Below are 18,110 nucleotides of genomic sequence, written 5' to 3'. Positions count from 1 at the left end.
GCATGAACAGCGAAAGACAATATCGGCCGCATAGCCCAGGGCAAGGCATGGGAGCAAGACTGTTCGGGAACGGGGAGAAGGTAAAGCCAACCAGTGTGCTGTCGATGCTGCTGCGCATGGCCAAACATGCCAAGACGGAATGGAAGCGGGTTGCCCTCGCGTTTATAAGCGTTCTCCTTATTACGTTGCTGGAGTTCATCATACCGCAGTTGACCAAATATACGATTGATACGGTTATTGCAGAGAAGCTGTATGGGCAGCTTGCGATGATCGGAGCCGGAATTATCGCGGCGGCTATTGCGCTTGGAGCGCTTCGTTTTTTGAGTGCCGCCTTCATGGCGGCCATCGGCCAGAGGGTGCTTTTCAAACTGCGGAATGACCTCTACAACCATATGCAGCGGCTCGATGTCGCCTATTACGACCGGACAAGAACAGGCGATTTAATGTCCCGAGTGACAAGCGATGTCGGTGTGCTTCAGCAGCTCATTTCGTCCAGCATGATGCAGTTGCTTACCGATATGATTACTTTTATCGCCATTGCCTCTTATATGATGGTTATGGATTGGAAGCTGACTTTGCTGCTGCTGGCCACTTTCCCGTTAATGATTTTGACCACTCGCTTGTTTGGGAAGCGAATTCGCTCCTCGTTTCGCAAGGTACAGGAATCGCTAGCCGACGTGAGCGACCATTTGCAAAATTCGCTTACCGGCATTCGACTCATCAAGTCCTTTACGGCTGAGGAACACGAGGCGGAACGTTTCGCGGAAAAAACGAAGCGCAATATGGAAGCGAATATTCAAGTGGTTCGGCTTAGATCCGCCTACGAGCCGATTATCGATTTGATTAATTTTATCGGCTTCGCTATCGTGCTTGTGTTTGGGGCATGGCTCGTAATGAAAGAACAAATGACGGTAGGCGCTATCGTGGCCTTTATCGCTTATTTGCGGCTGCTGCAAAATCCGATTCGGCATTTCAGCCGCATTTTGAATACGATTCAGCAAGCGGCTGCCGCTTACGAGAGAATAACGGAAGTGATGAATGTAAAAGCGGAAGTAGCGGACCGCGAAGATGCCTCTCCTTTGCCTCCGGCGAGGGGACATATTCAATTTCAGCAAGTGTCCTTTTCCTACTCTGGTTCAGAGGAAGGAGAAGTGCTGCAGCACTTCGATATGGAATTGAAGCCTGGCGAAATGACGGCGCTTGTCGGCTCGTCGGGCTCCGGAAAAACGACGATTGCGCATTTGATTACGCGATTTTACGATGTTCATGAAGGCAGCGTCACCATTGACGGCTATGATATAAGAGAGGTGACGCTCGATTCGCTAAGGGGCCAGATCGGAATCGTCTCGCAAGACATTATTTTGTTTAACGGCACGATTGAGGAAAACATCCGCTACGGCAATCGGAGCGCGACCGATGAAGAGGTGATGGCTGCGGCGAAGGCTGCAAATGCCGACGATTTTATCCAACAATTCAAGCACGGATACAATACGCAAATCGGAGAGCGCGGGGTCAAGCTGTCTGGAGGACAGAAGCAACGGCTGTCCATTGCACGTGCCATTTTGAAGGACCCTCGCATCATCATTTTGGACGAAGCGACGGCATCGCTAGATACGGAATCGGAAGGGCTCATTCAAGCGGCTTTGGCGAGGCTGCTTAAAGGTCGAACCTGTCTGGTCATAGCGCATCGCCTCTCTACCATCCATCAGGCGGATCAAATTTACGTGCTGGAAAACGGAGGAATCGCAGAGCGCGGCACCCATCCTTTTTTGCTGGAACAAAGGGGACGCTACCGGAAATTATACGATCTTCAGTTTCCAGTAACGTAAAATATAACATAAGTGATAATGAAGAACGATAAATTGATATTTATCGTTCTTTTCTTATACTAACGGTCGTTTTAACGTAGATTATTTCTGCTAATAACCAGTTATTAGATGCCTTGTTTAACGGATAGCGCGCAGGTAGAATGGAAAAAAGATCATGATTTGTAAACGTTTTTCCCCAAGAGACGGAGGCGAAAGCGGTGGAGCCAGCATCTTCAAGCATTATTGTTGCAAGCGGTATCAAGCGATCTTTCGGCAAAGGGACGGGCGCCGTTCATGTACTCAAGGGAGTTGACCTTGAAATTCCTTCGGGAGGGCTGGTTGCGTTTAAAGGCAGGTCGGGTTCGGGCAAAACGACACTCATTAATCTTCTAAGCGCGCTTGACCGCCCTACAGAAGGCTCTATTCTTTTCGAAAACCGGAATCTATCGGAATTGTCGAACCGAGAGCGCGATGGGGTCAGAAGAACGAGAATGGGCTTAATCTTTCAATCTTTTGCTCTTATCCCGTTAATGTCCGCATATGAGAACGTCGAGTTTATATTGAGAGTTTCCGGCTATCCGGCTTCCGAACGCAAAGCGGCTGCTATCTCCGCCCTCGATCAAGTGGGGCTTAAGCCGCGCATGCATCACCGTCCGTTTGAAATGTCAGGCGGAGAACAGCAGCGTACCGCCATCGCCAGAGCTATTGCGCATAAGCCGAGCCTGCTGCTCGCTGACGAGCCAACCGCAGAGCTGGACAGCAAGACGGGGCTGCACATTATGAAAGTATTCCGCCATTTGGTTGAGACGGCTGGCATGACCATTATTATGACGACTCACGATCCCGCCATTATGGAGATTGTAGACCGCGTCTATGAATTGGAGGATGGACAAATTGTGGCTTCGACTTAAATCCAAAGCGATATGGACGATGATGCTCGTGCTGACGGCAGCGTTGACGGGCTGCTCTCTGCTTCCGCAGGAGGAGGAGCCGCTTAAGCCACCTCTAGTCAAACCGCCGCAACAAATCTATCAAACGACTCCGGTCAAAAAAGGTCCGATTGCACAAGAGATCAAAGGAAACGGCATTTTGGAATCCTATTATTCCGAAGCGGCGGAGTTCAAATCCGAGGGCGGCCGAATCAAAAAGATGCTGGTCCGGGCGGGTGACGAGGTTAAAAAAGGCGACGTTCTTGTCCAGCTTGACGTTGGCGATATGGATATTAAGCTGCGCGAGCTGGAGCTGAACATGCTGAATTCAAGAGTGAAGCTGCGGGAGGCGAAGCTGTCGGAAAACGACGATATACTTCGTGTTGCCGAGCTGCAATATGAAATTGACCAAATTAAATACAATAGACTGCTGGAGTCTTACAATAGCAAGCAGTTGGTTGCCGGAATGAGCGGCACGGTTACGTTTGTCGCTTCGCTTGAAGAGGGAGATCCGGTACCGGCATTTGAGACGATTGTTATGATTTCCGATCCGTCCAAGCTGAGAGTTTCGTTCCTGATCGACACTTCTTCCGATGCCAGCAAAATCGAGGTTGGATTTAAAGCCTCTTTAAAGGCTTCCGGCGGGGAGTTTGAAGGGAATGTGACCCAAACGCCGCTTAGCGCGCCAAAAACCGATGATGAGGTGCTCGCTCAAAAATATGCCACCCAAGTATTTGTTGAAACGGATAAAATTCCGGCAGGCGCAGAAATCGGAGATCGTATCGACGTCTCCATTCGGTTGCAGGAAAGAGCGGAGGCGCTTGTCATTCCGCGGAGCGGGCTTAGAAATTATTTGGGCCGCAACTTCGTCCGCATTTTGGAGGATGGAGACAAAATGCGCGAGGTTGACGTAGAGACGGGCATTATTAGCTCAACCGAAGTCGAAATTGCGAAAGGTTTGGAAGAAGGCCAATTAATCGTGTTGCAGTAGTTATAACGGACATGAGCGAGCATTAAAGGGGATCGGCCGATACGGAATGCCTTGGATTTGGGGGGTTAGTTGCATGGCTTTGTTTGTCATGATAGTCCGCAAAATGATACAGAACAAATGGTTAGTGTTCAGCTTGCTGCTTGGCATAGTTATGTCTGTGGCTCTCGTCAGCAGCATGCCGATCTATTCTGAGGCTATTTTGTCGAGGATGCTCAAAAAGGACTTAGAAAGATGGCAGACGGTTTCGGGTCAATATCCCGGCGGAGTGTATTCGATGTTTTCTTTTCCTTCAAGCTCTCCGGGTAAACATAACGGAATGTTTAACAATATCGATAGCTTGATGAAAGGAGAGGGCTCGCAAAACTTTCAGCTTCCGATTCAGCAATTAGTCAAGGATGTGGCTTCTGGGCAACTTCGAATGAAGCTGGCCAGCGATCCTGAGCCTATCACGGATAACAACTCGCAAACGATGACTGTTAAAGCTTTTTCGAATTTGGAGAAGCATGTAAAGCTGAAGGATGGCCGAATGCCGGCCAAAGCTCCTGTTGATGGCGTTTATGAGGTGCTTGTCACGGAAAAAACGCTGATCCAGTACCGATCGGTGCTCGGGACGGAGTTTGTTGCGAGCAACAGCAAAACGAATGGCGAAATGAGATTCAAGCCGGTTGGCATCATTGAAAAAAGCGTGGATGACGATACGTACTTCCGATCCGGCAGTTTGAATGATATGAGCGCCAGCTTTATTTTGCCGTATGAAACAGCCATGCAGCATATGTTGAAGGATCAGAGTATTCCCGTTGCAAGCGCCGGTTGGTATCTAGTGCTGGATTATTCAAAAATGGAGTTCCGCCATGTCGATGCCTTTTTGAAAACGCATGATCAAATACGGAACGCAATGCTAAGCCAGGTGACCCTGTATCAAATGAAAGTGGAAGCCGTTGCTTTCGATACAATCGAATATTATTTGATTAAAGCTGCTAATTTGAACTTGTTTATGTGGGCTTTGAACGTGCCCGTCTTAATTATGATGGCGTTTTATATGTTTATGGTAGCGAATTTGATTGCGAGCCGCCAAAAAACCGAAATTGCCGTGCTGCGAAGCCGAGGCGCCGCAAGATGGCAGGTCATCGCCGCTTATTTGGTAGAGGCGCTCATTCTGTGCGCAGCGGCTGTAGTGTCGGGGCCTTTCCTTGGCGCAATGCTGACTAAAGTGCTTGGGGCGTCGAGCGGATTTATGCAATTTGTTCAGCGCGTTTCGCTCCCCGTTCGAATAACGGAACAGTCTTACTTGTATGGGGTGCTGGCTGGAGCTGTTTGTTTGCTTCTTGTGATGATCCCGATTGTCTTCGCTACAAGAGTTTCTATTGTCGATCATAAGCAGCAGATGGCCCGGCTTGTAAAAACGCCGCTTTGGCATAAGCTGTTTCTGGATGTCATCGCTTTGGCGGCAGCGTTTTACGGACTGTATGCTTTCAAAAAGAAGCTGGCCGATTTGCAGTCTCTTGGGCTGGGGTCGACAGATTTAAATATTGATCCGCTGCAGTTTGTTGTACCGGCTTTATTTACGATCGGCGCAGGACTGCTCCTACTCAGGTTATATCCATGGATACTCCGGCTTGTTTACTGGCTCGGGAAAAAATGGTGGCCTCCTGCCGCCTATGCGACGCTTATTCAAGTAGGCCGATCAAGCAATCAATATCAGTTTTTAATGATATTTCTCATTATGACCATTTCGACGGGTGTATTTAGCGCTTCGGCTGCTCGAACGATCAATATCAATTCGGAGGATCGAATTCGCTATAGCAATGGAGCGGACGTTGTGCTGAATGTAAATTGGGTCAGCGACGCTCCGCCGCCCGTATTCGGCAGTGGAGCGCCGCAAGCCGCTCCCGTTACTAACAGCAAAATTAATTATTTGGAGCCTCCGTTTGATCCGTTTCAGAAGCTGCCTGGGGTCGATTATGCCGCAAAAGTATTTACAAAAAATGAAGTGACCTTCAGCACGGAAAAAGATACTGGTCCCGCCACACTGATCGGCATAGACTCGGACCAATTTGGCATGACGACTTGGTTTAGGGATACGCTGCTCGATTATCCGCTAAATGATTATTTAAATGTAATGGCGACCCATTTGGATGCGGTCCTTATTTCCCGAACGCTCGCCGAACAAAAAAACGTAAAAGTCGGCGACACGTTGCAGGTAGGCTGGGAGGGGGTTACTCATCAGCCGTTCCGCGTATTTGGCATTATAGATTATTTCCCAACGTTTAATCCGTTGCCGGAGGAAGGCTTGGCTAATTTCAAAAGCGCCAACAAAGATCCCATGCTTATTGTCGGCCATTTGCCGCAAATTCAATTGAAGCTTGCGCTTGAGCCTTATCAAGTTTGGCTGAAGCTGAAGCCTGAAGCGACAACAGCCGAGCTGTACAATGGTATAGAGGAAAGCGGCGTGTCCGTAAACAAAATTATAAATACAAAAGAAGAGCTGGCACTGGCCAAAAACGATCCGTTCCTGCTCGCTTTAAACGGCCTATTGACATTGGGATTTGTCATTTCGCTTATAGTCAGCTTTATTGGCTTCCTGTTGTATTGGGTTTTGTCGCTGCGCGGCCGAACGCTGCAAAACGGCATATTGCGCGCCATTGGCTTGTCGGTAGGCAATTTGATTGCGATGCTGGCCATCGAACAAGCGCTAACCTCCGGCATTGCGGTTGTTCTCGGCATTATTGTCGGAAATGTAACCAGCTTGCTGTATGTGCCCAATTTCCAAATCGTGTTTAATCCGAACAGCCTCGTTCCGCCGTTCCTTGTCCAGATCGATGAGGGCGACCTAACGCGCATTTATTGGATGGTGGGCATTATGCTGACCGTAGGGATCGGTATTTTGGCCTATATGCTGTCGAAGCTGCGTGTACATCAGGCTCTCAAGCTCGGGGAGGATTAAACGATGATTCATTGCGAAGGACTAGTCAAAATATACAAAACGGCGGATTTGGAAGTATTTGCGCTGCAAGGACTTGATCTTCAAATTGAGTCTGGCGAGCTGATGGCGATTATCGGCAACAGCGGCAGCGGCAAATCGACGCTGCTTAACATGCTTGGTGGTCTGGATCGTCCGACGGCAGGCAAACTAATGGTAGACGGCAAAGATATGCTGAAGTTTAAAGAGCGCGATTTGGTCGACTACAAAAGAAAAAGCGTCGGATTCGTCTGGCAAAACAACGCCAGAAACTTGATTCCTTATTTGACTGCGCAAGAAAATGTTGAGCTTCCCATTCTGCTCACGGGCAGCCGGAAGCGTTGGAGAGCGAAGGAGCTGCTGGAGGCGGTTGGCCTAAGCCACCGTGCGAACAACAAGCTGTATCAGCTGTCCGGCGGCGAGCAGCAGAGGGTAGCCATTGCCATTGCGCTTGCGAACCATCCTAAGCTGCTGCTCGCGGACGAGCCTACGGGATCGGTCGATAGCAATATGTCCAATCAAATTTTGGATTTGTTCCGCGAATTGAACCGTTCTATTGGCATTACGATCGTCATTGTCACGCATGACCCCGAGCTAGCCAAAAAGGTGGACCGAGTGGCAGCTATACGCGATGGGAAAATTTCCTCGGAAATGTTGCGCAGGCGCTCTTATGCGGAAGAACTCGCGGAGCTTGAGCTGGCCGGCGAATCGCATGTGGAATACGCCATTTTGGATAAAGCGGGACGGCTGCAAGTGCCTTCAAACTACTTGGAGACGATCGGGTTAAAAAACAGCAACAAAGTGCGGCTGGAGCTAATCGATGGCAAAATCGTCATTTTGCCTCCCGAGGAAGGCGAGAGCAATTAACAACGGCATATTAGTTTTTATCCCGCTCCACGAGGAAGGGACTGGCCGGTTGGCTCAGTCCCTTTTTTTTGTACGGTTAATCTAATTCGTTTGCCGTAAAAATAACCGGCTCGTTTCCTCCCATAGTTCGCCCGGCGCGAGCGATAGGAGTCCTGTTTCTTCAGGCGGCAAGGCGACGTTCGGGGCGTTCACCATATTAATTTGCGGTTCGGGGCAAATAAAGCCCGGCGTCCCGCCATTGTTCCAAATCATCCATTGCCGGTAGGCGGCTCCCGCCTCATAAACCAGCTCGATTCCCGTCCGCGTATCGGTCAGCACCATTCGGTTATGTCCGTCTAGAGCCGCGCTTTTGTAATGATGGTCAAGCGGCGAGCGGAATGGGGAAATGCCTTCTGTCCTCATCGCTTGTTCGTCCGGGCTCAGCGGCACCGTGCGGCCTGTCGGCAGCATCCGGTCATTTAGTTCCCATCTTTTGTCCATGGTCAACGTAAAGCGGCAATGTTCAGGCCCGCTGCCTGGAACGAAGGGAGCGTTGATCGTCGTATGGAATCCAAGCAGGCAAGGCATCGCCTCCTGGCCCTCATTTTGAACGGTGACATGCTGCGCCAGCCCCTTAGCGCTAAGCGAGTACCGGAGCTTTATAGTGAAACGGTGAGGAAAATAAGCGTAGATAGGATGGGTTTCATCGATGGTTATGTTCATAACCGCAAAGCTTTCATGCTCCAGAACGCCATATTGCTCTACTTCCCATTCAGACGAATGAAGGAAGCCGTGAATATGATTTCCGGTATGCGGCTCATTAATAGGAAAAGCATATGTCCGCCCGTTCCAGTTGAAGGTGCCGTCCTCGTAGCGATTAGGAGGGAATAGAACGGGAATGCCGTACACGACGGGATTAAGGCGCAAGTCGTCCATCCCTTTTGCCGAAGGCTCTCTCAACATAGAGATGCCGCGATCGAGATCGCGGAATGCAATTAAATTGGCTCCTAATTTGGGGAGCATAGCAGCTTCGTATGAGCCCCATTGCAGCCAGACGGCTCTCTCATCGTAAAAGCTGCCTTCATAAGCGGCTTGTCTCTGCGCTGTCATTGTAAATCCTCCTGTATGTAAAAGCGTAGTTGAAATGCGGCATGCCACTAGAATAACAGGGCTTTGGAAAATGAACAACCGCCCGGCTCCCGTTAGAGAGCCGAGCGGCTGCAGGTTGTTCAGCCCGATCGTTTGGTCAACTGCAGAAACTTTTGCTCGATCAAGGCCTGCTTGCGGCGATTGACGGGAAGATGCTTGGAGTCGAAGCTATTTTCCGAACCGAAGTAAACAGTTCCGCCGGAGACGGATTTGATCTTGGCAAGATTGATGTAACAGTGGGAGTTGATTGGGTAAAAGGCTGCGTTCGTCGTTAACGTTTGAATTTCTTCGGCAGTCATTCTTTTTTTTCTATTATAGTTTCTGCCATGGAAGCTGACGAGGCCTTGCACGCCAATTTTGAAGTAGAGGACATTGTTCTCCATATCAAAATCTTCATACACATTGCGTTCGTCTAGTAAAACATTCATCATTCCGAATCCCCCTTAGAAATGTGAATATTCAATGTTAGCGCTTACATTATAGCATGGCCGTATGGTCCTGTGAAGCCCGTATACAAAAAAGTCGTTGTCTGACTCGCCGGCTTATGCTATGTTCACATTATTGTGAACGGAACAGACTTAAGAAAAAAGGAACGGAAGGTTGGGATCATGGCATGAGCGAGCGATTTGCCGGATGGGAACAAGGCATCTTTTATATAGGATGTTATGGCAACCGGGCGAGAATAACCCTTTATACGGCTCAGATGAATAAGGAGACAGGTGAGCTTAGCATTGTCCAAAAGGTAAGAGGGGTGGACAATGCTTCATTTTTGGCGCTCCATCCGAACGGAAAAACATTGTACGCGGCTAAAGAAATCGGAAAAGCGGATGGAACGGCAGGTGGCAAAATTGCAGCGGTAGCTGTCGATCCGGAAAGCGGATTGCTTGGCGAGGTTACTAGCATCGCTTCCACAGTTGGAGCTCATCCGTGTTATGTCAGCGTGAACGAAAAGGGAACCGCACTATACGCAGCCAATTATTCAGGAGGAAAAAAAGGAGGCAACATCGCACTTTTACCTTTGCTTAAAGATGGCAGCGTGGCGGAAGCCGTTGCTGTGATGCAGCATGAAAGCGAGCCGGGACCGGTGGAGGATCGTCAACAAAAGCCGCATGCACACTTCGTGGCTTCATGGCCGGGAACGCCGTTTGTTTATGCGGCCGACCTTGGAATGGACGCTGTTGTCGTCTATGAGCACAGCGAGGAGTCGCAAACCCTTGTCAAAAAGCAGGAAGCATCGCTGCAAGGCGGAACGGGACCGAGGCATATTGCCTTTCATCCAAGGCTTGCCGTCGCATATGTGACCAATGAGCTGGCTTCCAGCATAACGCGTCTGAACCTGGACAGAGAAACGGGGCTTATTACTCCGGGCGAAACCTATTCCACATTGCCAATTGGCTATTCAAAATACAACGATTCCGCTGATATTCATTTTTCTTCTGACGGAAAGTTTTTGTACACCTCTAATCGAGGACACGACAGCATTGCCGTCTATTCGGTAGATGAGAGCAACGGGACGCTGACACCTATTCAACATATCAGCTCAGGCGGCGAGCTGCCTCGTAACTTTGGCATCACGCCTGACGGAAATTTTTTGCTCGCGGCCAATGGAAACAGCAACAATATTGTCGTATTCCGTAGAGATCAGGAAAAAGGCACGCTAACGGCAACGGATCATCACTTGAAAATAAAAATCCCTGTTTGCATTCGGTTTGCCCATCAAGAGTAGATTTGCGCATCAAGCTTTATGATGAAGTAAGGAAAGGCAGGTCCTGCATCGTGAAAGCTAAAGCATTGTCGGCGAGTTCAGCTAACGATATGCGTACGGTTACCGTATACAGCATGCTTATCGCCATTAGTGCGGTCCATCTTTTAAATGATTCCATGCAATCGGTCGTATCGGGCATGCTTCCGGTTTTTCACGAGTCTTTAAACCTATCGTTTGCACAAGTGGGCTGGATTACCTTTACCCTTTATATGACTTCATCCGTTATGCAGCCGGTCGTCGGGCTTTGGTCGGATAAGCGGCCCACACCGTGGATGCTTATAGCGGGAATGATCAGCAGTACGCTTGGAATGGCGGGACTCGCCTATGCGCCAAGTTATCCGCTCCTGCTGCTGGCCGTTATGTTTGTTGGATTGGGTTCGGCGGTTTTTCACCCGGAAGGGTCGCGAGTCGTTCATCTGGCGGCAGGAAATCGCCGAGCGTTCTCCCAGTCGATTTACCAGGTTGGCGGCAATTTTGGGCAGGCGCTTGCCCCGCTTATGACGATGTTTATCTTTATTCCGCTCGGTCAGCGAGGGGCGGTATGGGGGATGCTGCTTGGGGTGGCGGCTATTGCCATTCTTATTAAAGTGGTGCCTTGGTATGCGGCAGGTCTCGCTAGTCATGGCGCCCCAGCGAAAAAGAAGGCCGGAGCGGCATCAAGCTCAGCGCCGGTCATCGATCGCAAAGTTGTGGCGTTTGCGCTGACACTGCTGCTTATTGTTGTGACTGCTCGTTCCTGGTATGGAGCGGCAATTAGCAGCTTCTATCAATTTTTTGCCAAAGAAACGTATGACATATCGGTAGCGGCTGCCCAAGTCCCCCTCTTTTTGTTTATGGTATTTGGAGTACTGGGCACATTTATGGGCGGGATTATGGCGGATCGGTTCGGCCGTAAAAATATGATGCTCATTTCTATTTTGGGTGCGACACCGTTCGCTCTGCTGCTTCCTCATCTTCCGTTGTTTTGGGTGTATCCCGTCATCTCCGTCATGGGCTTTATTTTGCAATCGGGCTTTTCGGTCAGCGTCGTATACGCCCAGGAATTAATGCCTGGCAAAGTAGGAACAGCATCGGGACTTATTACCGGGCTTGCGTTCGGCATGGGCGCGCTCGGCTCCGTCGTATTCGGCAGCATAGCGGATACCGAAGGGATGGGTTTTGTCATGTTGCTTGCGAGCTTTTTGCCTCTCATTGGCACGCTCGCGATCTTTTTGCCGAAGGATCGGCGGGAATAATCGGAAAATTTCACTAAATGTTGAAGGGGCTATCCTAAAAGTTATCAATTGATGACTATTGGAAGTCCCTCTTTCTATTTATAAAATAAAATGCGTATAGTGCTTTATTTGAACTTTCCCATTGAAATGTTTATTCTGTAGTTTCCGTAAATCAATATTTCATCAAGCAGTCTGCTGAGCTGAAGGTGCTCGGCTACCTCCACTTTCAAAATAAAGCAAGGATCTCCGCTCACGCGATGCGCCTCTTTAATCTCTTCCCGTTCCTTTATGAATTCCTGAAACTTTGTGTGCTGATAGTCCTTCATCATGACGATGACAAAAGCGGTGTAAATATTTCCGATCTTTTTCTCGTCGATCTTTACCGAATATCCTTCTATTATTCCGAAATCTTCAAGCCGCTGTATGCGATTGGCTACTGCTGCTCCAGTCATATGAACGACTTCTCCGATTTGCTTCCATTGCATTCGAGCATTTTGCCGAAGCAAGCTAATAATCTCTAGATCAATATGGTCAATCATATTTTTACTCCCTTTCATGGCTAAAGTAAAATGTAACAATTACTTTCACGAGTCTATGTAAATGGGGAATAGAATCTCTTATTATAGAAAGCAAGGGCCCTTAACTAATTATTACCATATTTAGAAGGTTAATCAAGAGGATTGCAACTAACAATTTAGGAGGAGATTAACAATGGTTATTAAAGGATTAAAAAGAAGCTCTATTGCTCTTTTAAGCGCATTTCTTCTAATTGCAGCACTAATCATTCCATCAAGTGTAAGCGCAGCATCGTATATTCCACCGTTTGAAACAGACAGTCCGTCCAATCCTCATATTTTTAATGCTGGCGATTGGTCTTTCCCTACTTTGACACCAGGAGATACGGACTATTTCAAAGTTACAAACACGTTCTCATACTCTAGAGCGTACTCTTTAATTGTCGATAGCCCGGATGGAACTAACTATATGCCTTCGCACATAAGCATAAGAGGAAATGGAAGGATAATTCCGGTTATTCAGGATTATGGCTTCTATCGATTTGATATCATATTGGACCCTGGTGCATTTGCCAACATTGAGATAAGCAATCAAATTGGGCCGTATTCACCAAACACGTATTTAGTTGTAATTCAGTAACTGCAAAATGGTAGTGAGCTAATCAGATAAAGTGAATATGAGGCTATCGCCACTCGGTGTTCAACCGGAGGTGATAGCCTCCTTAGGGTCTCATTATTTTGAGTACTGCGGATTAGATATTGATTAGGCAATGGTTGTAAAAAACCAAACGAAGTGATATTATGTTTGTTATATAAGTAAACGAATGTTTATTATGTTTGATTAATAAGCAAACGAATCCGATTTTTGTTTGAAATAAAGGGGTGTTGAACATGTCCGTTCATCTGGACGAACGTTTCTGGGGAGCTTCGATTGAAGAAACGAAGCAAGGCTTCCTGTATGACGAAGCAGAGGAAAGCTACTGCTGCTTGCTGTGCGGAGAACAATTTCAAAATGGAGAAGTGTTTAGAGCGGCCGATTCGGGCCGATTTTATGATGCGAAAAAGTATGCCGGCTTCCACGTTGCCGAAAAGCATGGCTCCATGCTGGACTATTTGCTTGGCCTAGACAAAAAGGCGACAGGTCTGACCGATTTGCAAAAAGAGCTGATTCAGGATTTCGCCGCAGGGCGGTCCGATCAAGATATCGTGAAGCGAACAGGCGGGAGCTCCTCTACGATACGCAACCATCGCTTTGTGCTGAAGGAAAAGGCGAAGCAGGCCAAATTGCTGCTAGCCATAACGGAGCTAATGGAGAAGGGGGTCCGGAACGATCCGGAATTTGTGCCGATACATCGTACGGCGACTAAAATCGATGAGCGATTTGCTTTGACCGAGGAAGAATACGAGAGTTTGATTGAGCAATATTTGCCGGATGGTCCCGAAGGCCCGCTGGATTCTTTTCCGAGCAAGGAAAAAAGAAAAATAGCGGTGCTCCGCCACATTTCTACTTTTTTCAAACTAGGAGAGTCATATACGGAAGCGGAAATAAATGAGCGGCTAAAAAGCTTTTCCGATACGGATTACGTCACGATAAGAAGGTATTTGATTGAATACGGATACTTGGACCGAAAAAATGACGGCTCGGAATATTGGGTTCCAGTAAAGAGGAAGGATGATGCGGCTATGGAAGCTAATAAGAAAAAAGAGGCCGAAACGACGGAGGCCGTAACAAAAACAAGCAAGTCTTCGGCAAAACCCGATAAGGCGGCTCGCAAAGCGTTAACGGCGGAATATCAAGAAAAAGAGAGAACAATGGGCGTCTACGAAATTCGCAACAAAACGAACGGGCGCATTTTTATCGGAGGCTCTACCCATCTGGAGGGGCTGTGGAATAAAGAAACGTTTATGCTGAACCTCGGCTCCCATCAAAACAAGGAATTGCAGCGGGAGTGGAAGGAATATGGGGCTGAACAATTTTCTTATCTCGTTCTGGAGACCGTTAAATTGGAAAATCCGATTCGATATGATTATAACGATGTTCATGACGAGGACGGAAAGGAGCTGCCTGGCATAGCTAAAAACTATAAGCGGGAAGTGGAGAAGCTGAAGGAGAAATGGCTGCTCGAGCTGAATCCTTACGGTGAACGGGGTTATCATTAACAGCTTATTTTAAGAAAGCGAGGGTTCTAAAGTGTCTACGGAAGTAGAATCGGTTAAGCCGAATTCATTGTTGCGAAACAAGTTTTTTCAAACGATCATTTTGTCCAATGTGCTGCTTCAAATCGGTATTTGGGTTCGCAATTTCGCCATTTTGATGTATGTAACGGATATGACGAATGACGATCCTTTTGCCGTAGGCTTAATGGGATTTGTCGAGTTGCTGCCTATTTTTGTATTCTCCTTTATCGGGGGGACTTTTGCGGATCGTTGGCGGCCAAGGCTGACGATGATTTGGTGCGATCTGCTGTCAGCCGTATCCGTATTTGCCGTGTTAATTACCATTATGGTCGGCTCTTGGCACATGGTTTATTTAGTCACCTTTATATCGGCTATTTTGTCGCAATTTTCGCAGCCGTCGGCCATGAAGCTGTTCAAACAGCATATTGAGCCGGAGCAGCTTCAAGGGGCTATGGCGATGTTCCAGTCGCTCATTGCGATTTTTATGGTCGTAGGTCCATCGCTTGGCGTCATCGTTTATCAGCGTTATGGCATCGAAGTATCAGTCGGAGTGATGGGCGTAGCCTTTTTGCTGTCGGCACTTGTTCTGTACCGCATCCCTCGCGATCGTCCAGTGGAAAAAAGCGAAGCGGAGAAACGCAATTTTTGGGGAGAGCTTGGCGACGGTCTCAAATACGTATGGCGCAGTCCCGTTTTGAAGTCGCTGGGAGGAACGTTTGCGCTGGCGGGCATCGCCGTTGGGATCGCTCAGACGCTCGGTCTGTTCGTCGTCATTGAACGGTTAGGGCAACAAAAGGAGTTTTTGCAATATTTGCTTATGGTCAATGGTGCCGCAATGCTGCTGGGCGGGGGAATTGTGATGACCATTGCGAAAAAAATCGCTCCTCAGAAGCTTCTTGCGCTCGGCATGCTGGTCAGCTCGTTGACGATGGCGGGAATGGGGCTGTCTACCAGCGTGCCGCTCACTTTGGTTTTACAGTTTATTAGCGGCCTTGGCATGCCATGTATTCAGATCGGCATCAGCACTCTCATTTTGCAATGGACGGAAGAGAAGTTTGTTGGCCGCGTCAATGGCGTGCTGTCCCCTATGTTTATGGGAACGATGCTAGTGATGACGCTTGTTGCGGGCAAGCTGAAAGTTTATTATCCGCTGGTAGGCATTTATTGCGCTGCCGGGGGATTGATGTTTTTGGGCATGCTTCTTCTGGTGCCGCTGTTCAAACATAAACCTGCAATTCAAGCGAGCCAGGCGGGAGAAGCCGTTTAGCTTTGATCGGCGGTGAGCTGGCGTGTGGCGCGGGCGGATTTTTGAACAAGCTCGTTTTAACAAATAGTTGACAGTTTGCAAAATGTTGGAGTAACATAGACGAATAATGATTAAAGATTGAGTTGAGCGAAGCACGCGGACTCCTTGGAAACAGGGAGATGCGTGCTTTTTTTGTTGTTCTGAAGCTGACGCGGTGCCACATTTTAAGGGGTGGGAGTGAGAATCATGTTTTTTGGCAAAAGAGTTGGAATGGCGTGCTGCTGCATCTTGTTGTTTCTTTTAGCAGGAGTGCCGGTACAAGCCCAGGAAAAGGCTGCCTCGACTAAAACATTTGATTTGAAGGAACCGGCCGCACAAATTGTGTTTTCGCTGGAAAGCCGTCAAGCTTCTCTTGAGTCGAAGTTGATATTGCCAAGCGGTCATGTCATCCTCGGCAATATGACCAGAGTCGTTAGACAGGAAAGCGACGGTGGAAAGGTTTGGAGCAGCACGTATTCAGTATCACCGGCTCCAAAAGGAAAGTATCGTTTTGAAATAACGGCAGCGAAGGCGGGCTACTTCAATCTTCAGGTTGAGATATCTCTATTTAGCGATATGAACGGCCATTGGGCGAAAGAATGGATTGAGGATTATGCCAAGCGAGGCATCGTTTCCGGGTATGGCAATGGGACATTCCGTCCCGATGACTTCGTTTCGTTTGAAGCACTTGTGAAAATGTCCGTATTCGCGTTGACGGAAGAACAGCCGAATGGAAAGCGGCAATGGCTGCGGGCATTGAAATGGAAGGTGCTGGACGAGCAGCTAGCAATGAAGTTGGGATGGGAAAATTATAGCTTTTATACGACCGATCCAATGGAGTGGTTTGCTCCCTTTTTACAAGCTGCCGTTCATTTAGGGATGGACGAAACCGGGATAGAAGCAGCTAGGAGAGATTCGGTACTCCGCAAGGACGCTGCTGTATTCTTTTCCGATCTAGTAAAGCTGGTGGACGCCCAAAAGCCAAACCATTTGGAGTTTATTGATACGCGAGAATTGGGAGAGAAATATCGGAACTCCATTGATATCGTAGCAAATAAATCGGTATTTTCCGGTTACGCTGACGGTACATTCAAACCAGAGAAAGAGGTTACACGAGCTGAGGCGGTCAAAGCTGTTAGCCAGCTTGAACAATATATGAAGTCACTATAAGACGGGAGAGTAGAAAATGAAGCGAGGAATGGCTATCTGTATTTCAATTTTGTTGTTTTTCGGTATTTTTTCAAACGGCGCTACAGCAATGGAGGTCAATGAGAAGGGAGGGGGACAAGAGCTTCCTTTTTCAGATATTGGGAATCATTGGGCAAAGGACAACATTATTAAAGCCTATGAAACCGGGTTGGCAGAAGGTTTTCCCGGAGGGGAGTTTCGGCCGGACGATGTCGTTAGAGCCGATCAATTTGTAGTGATGATGCTGCGCGCCCACAGTGTGACGAAGGATGGGAAAACGCAGTTTGACCCCGCCTGGTTCGCCCAATTGGAAAAAGAACGGCCGGGCCATCTAAAAGCGATCAAGTTTGCCGTCAGCAGCGAAAAGTTCCAATTCCAGAACGCCTCCAGCGGATATTGGGCCAAGCCTTATATCGATTTTATATACGAGATTCCGTTTCTATTATCCTACGACGAAGTGTTTCCTAAGGAATACAAGGTATTCCAGAAGCAAATCAAGCGCGAGGAAGCTTCTTATTTGTTGGGAGCTTGGATTTCAAAAGTAGAAGATCCTTATGACGGTGAATACGAGGCATTAGCAATTAAAAACAGCGGGTTAAAAGATTTTAGCCAGATGAAAACAACGTCAGGCATTTATCGCGCTACTGTGTTGTTGTCGGGTCTTATGAACGGGTATCCAAACCAGTATTTTTATCCTCAAAGATACGTAACACGAGCCGAAGCGCTTACTATGGTGCTCAGATTAAGAGACAAAACGTTGCGCAAGCCCTTTAAGCCTAGTTTGAAAGGGAAGTATTACATAGAAAACAATGATCGAATTTATCTCCACTCTGATAAGTTCAAGCATGAGATGTATTTAAAATTTTTGGAGCTTGCAAAAAAAAATGTGACTAAAGGACATATTTTTCAGCAGGGTGGTCATGCGATTTTAATATTTAAAAACAAAGTTGATTACGAGAAATTTAACTATTTTAGTCTGGTAGGAGATTACGAATCACGTCCTGAAGATCAGTTAGCAGTTGATGTTTCTTACGGTAATCATCGAGCTGTTGGTTTTAGTTTTCCGGTGCAATCAAAATTTGAAGTTAGTGAAGGATATACAAATGCGTTATATGAACTTCTTGCCGGAGTAGGTAAAGGAAACGAATTGAAGAAGAAACTGCTTTCATTAATTGAAGAAGGAAATACAAAAGATTTTATTTTCAATGGAAAAAAGTTTACTTTTATGGCTGCCACCGAAAGATATTATTTACATCTAAATTACTAGTTTAATTTGAGTAGAG

At 47.7% G+C, this 18,110-nt stretch carries 15 protein-coding genes; 12 read left to right on the top strand and 3 right to left on the bottom strand.

Features of this window, described 5'->3' with window-relative positions; translation table 11 throughout:
- Positions 1-2: 2 nt before the first annotated feature.
- From ACFQZE_RS17940 to ACFQZE_RS17920, 5 genes are all read left to right on the top strand, one after another.
- Positions 3-1,829 carry an ABC transporter ATP-binding protein gene (locus ACFQZE_RS17940; RefSeq protein WP_379359504.1) on the top strand — a complete coding sequence of 609 codons (1,827 nt, stop codon included), beginning with the start codon at positions 3-5 and terminating at the stop codon, positions 1,827-1,829.
- 197 nt (positions 1,830-2,026) lie between these two features.
- Entirely contained in the window at positions 2,027-2,719 is a 693-nt protein-coding gene (locus ACFQZE_RS17935) for an ABC transporter ATP-binding protein (protein WP_379359502.1), read from the top strand.
- On the top strand, positions 2,694-3,728 hold the full coding sequence (locus ACFQZE_RS17930; RefSeq protein WP_379359500.1) for an efflux RND transporter periplasmic adaptor subunit: 1,035 nt from the start codon (positions 2,694-2,696) through the stop codon (positions 3,726-3,728). The genes ACFQZE_RS17935 and ACFQZE_RS17930 overlap by 26 nt, the downstream gene beginning before the upstream one ends.
- Positions 3,729-3,801: 73 nt before the next feature.
- A complete protein-coding gene (locus ACFQZE_RS17925) occupies positions 3,802-6,672 on the top strand; it encodes an ABC transporter permease (protein WP_379359498.1) in 2,871 nt (956 codons plus the stop codon).
- Between the two features lie 3 nt (positions 6,673-6,675).
- Positions 6,676-7,554, top strand: a complete 879-nt coding sequence (locus ACFQZE_RS17920; RefSeq protein ID WP_379359496.1) for an ABC transporter ATP-binding protein — start codon at positions 6,676-6,678, stop codon at positions 7,552-7,554.
- Positions 7,555-7,635: 81 nt separating this feature from the next.
- On the opposite strand, the gene ACFQZE_RS17915 is transcribed toward ACFQZE_RS17920, so the two are convergent.
- Together ACFQZE_RS17915 and ACFQZE_RS17910 are read right to left on the bottom strand one after the other, a co-directional pair.
- Complete coding sequence (locus ACFQZE_RS17915) at positions 7,636-8,643, bottom strand: aldose 1-epimerase (protein ID WP_379359494.1); 1,008 nt, start codon at positions 8,641-8,643, stop codon at positions 7,636-7,638.
- Positions 8,644-8,762: 119 nt separating this feature from the next.
- Positions 8,763-9,113, bottom strand: a complete 351-nt coding sequence (locus ACFQZE_RS17910) for a hypothetical protein (RefSeq protein ID WP_379359492.1) — start codon at positions 9,111-9,113, stop codon at positions 8,763-8,765.
- Between the two features lie 182 nt (positions 9,114-9,295).
- Between ACFQZE_RS17910 and ACFQZE_RS17905 the strand changes: the two genes are divergently transcribed.
- Both ACFQZE_RS17905 and ACFQZE_RS17900 read left to right on the top strand, forming a co-directional pair.
- Positions 9,296-10,408 (top strand): lactonase family protein, encoded by a 1,113-nt coding sequence (locus ACFQZE_RS17905; protein WP_379359490.1) that lies wholly within the window; start codon positions 9,296-9,298, stop codon positions 10,406-10,408.
- Between the two features lie 89 nt (positions 10,409-10,497).
- Positions 10,498-11,682: an MFS transporter gene (locus ACFQZE_RS17900; RefSeq protein WP_379360101.1), complete on the top strand. Its 1,185-nt coding sequence runs from the start codon at positions 10,498-10,500 to the stop codon at positions 11,680-11,682.
- Between the two features lie 104 nt (positions 11,683-11,786).
- On the opposite strand, the gene ACFQZE_RS17895 is transcribed toward ACFQZE_RS17900, so the two are convergent.
- Positions 11,787-12,200 (bottom strand): Lrp/AsnC family transcriptional regulator, encoded by a 414-nt coding sequence (locus ACFQZE_RS17895; RefSeq protein ID WP_379359488.1) that lies wholly within the window; start codon positions 12,198-12,200, stop codon positions 11,787-11,789.
- A 172-nt stretch (positions 12,201-12,372) separates the two neighbouring features.
- On the opposite strand from ACFQZE_RS17895, the gene ACFQZE_RS17890 reads away from it, so the two are divergent.
- From ACFQZE_RS17890 to ACFQZE_RS17870, 5 genes are all read left to right on the top strand, one after another.
- Entirely contained in the window at positions 12,373-12,816 is a 444-nt protein-coding gene (locus tag ACFQZE_RS17890; protein ID WP_379359486.1) for a hypothetical protein, read from the top strand.
- A gap of 251 nt (positions 12,817-13,067) precedes the next feature.
- Complete coding sequence (locus ACFQZE_RS17885; protein WP_379359484.1) at positions 13,068-14,336, top strand: DUF2087 domain-containing protein; 1,269 nt, start codon at positions 13,068-13,070, stop codon at positions 14,334-14,336.
- 31 nt (positions 14,337-14,367) lie between these two features.
- A complete protein-coding gene (locus tag ACFQZE_RS17880; protein WP_379359482.1) occupies positions 14,368-15,621 on the top strand; it encodes an MFS transporter in 1,254 nt (417 codons plus the stop codon).
- A 225-nt stretch (positions 15,622-15,846) separates the two neighbouring features.
- Positions 15,847-16,809 (top strand): S-layer homology domain-containing protein, encoded by a 963-nt coding sequence (locus ACFQZE_RS17875; RefSeq protein ID WP_379359480.1) that lies wholly within the window; start codon positions 15,847-15,849, stop codon positions 16,807-16,809.
- Positions 16,810-16,825: 16 nt separating this feature from the next.
- Positions 16,826-18,094 (top strand): S-layer homology domain-containing protein, encoded by a 1,269-nt coding sequence (locus ACFQZE_RS17870; RefSeq protein ID WP_379359478.1) that lies wholly within the window; start codon positions 16,826-16,828, stop codon positions 18,092-18,094.
- Positions 18,095-18,110: the final 16 nt, after the last annotated feature.

The sequence above is a fragment of the Paenibacillus sp. GCM10027627 genome, assembly GCF_042675505.1.
Classification (GTDB): domain Bacteria; phylum Bacillota; class Bacilli; order Paenibacillales; family Paenibacillaceae; genus Pristimantibacillus.
This window is presented reverse-complemented; position numbering and strand designations above follow the sequence as displayed.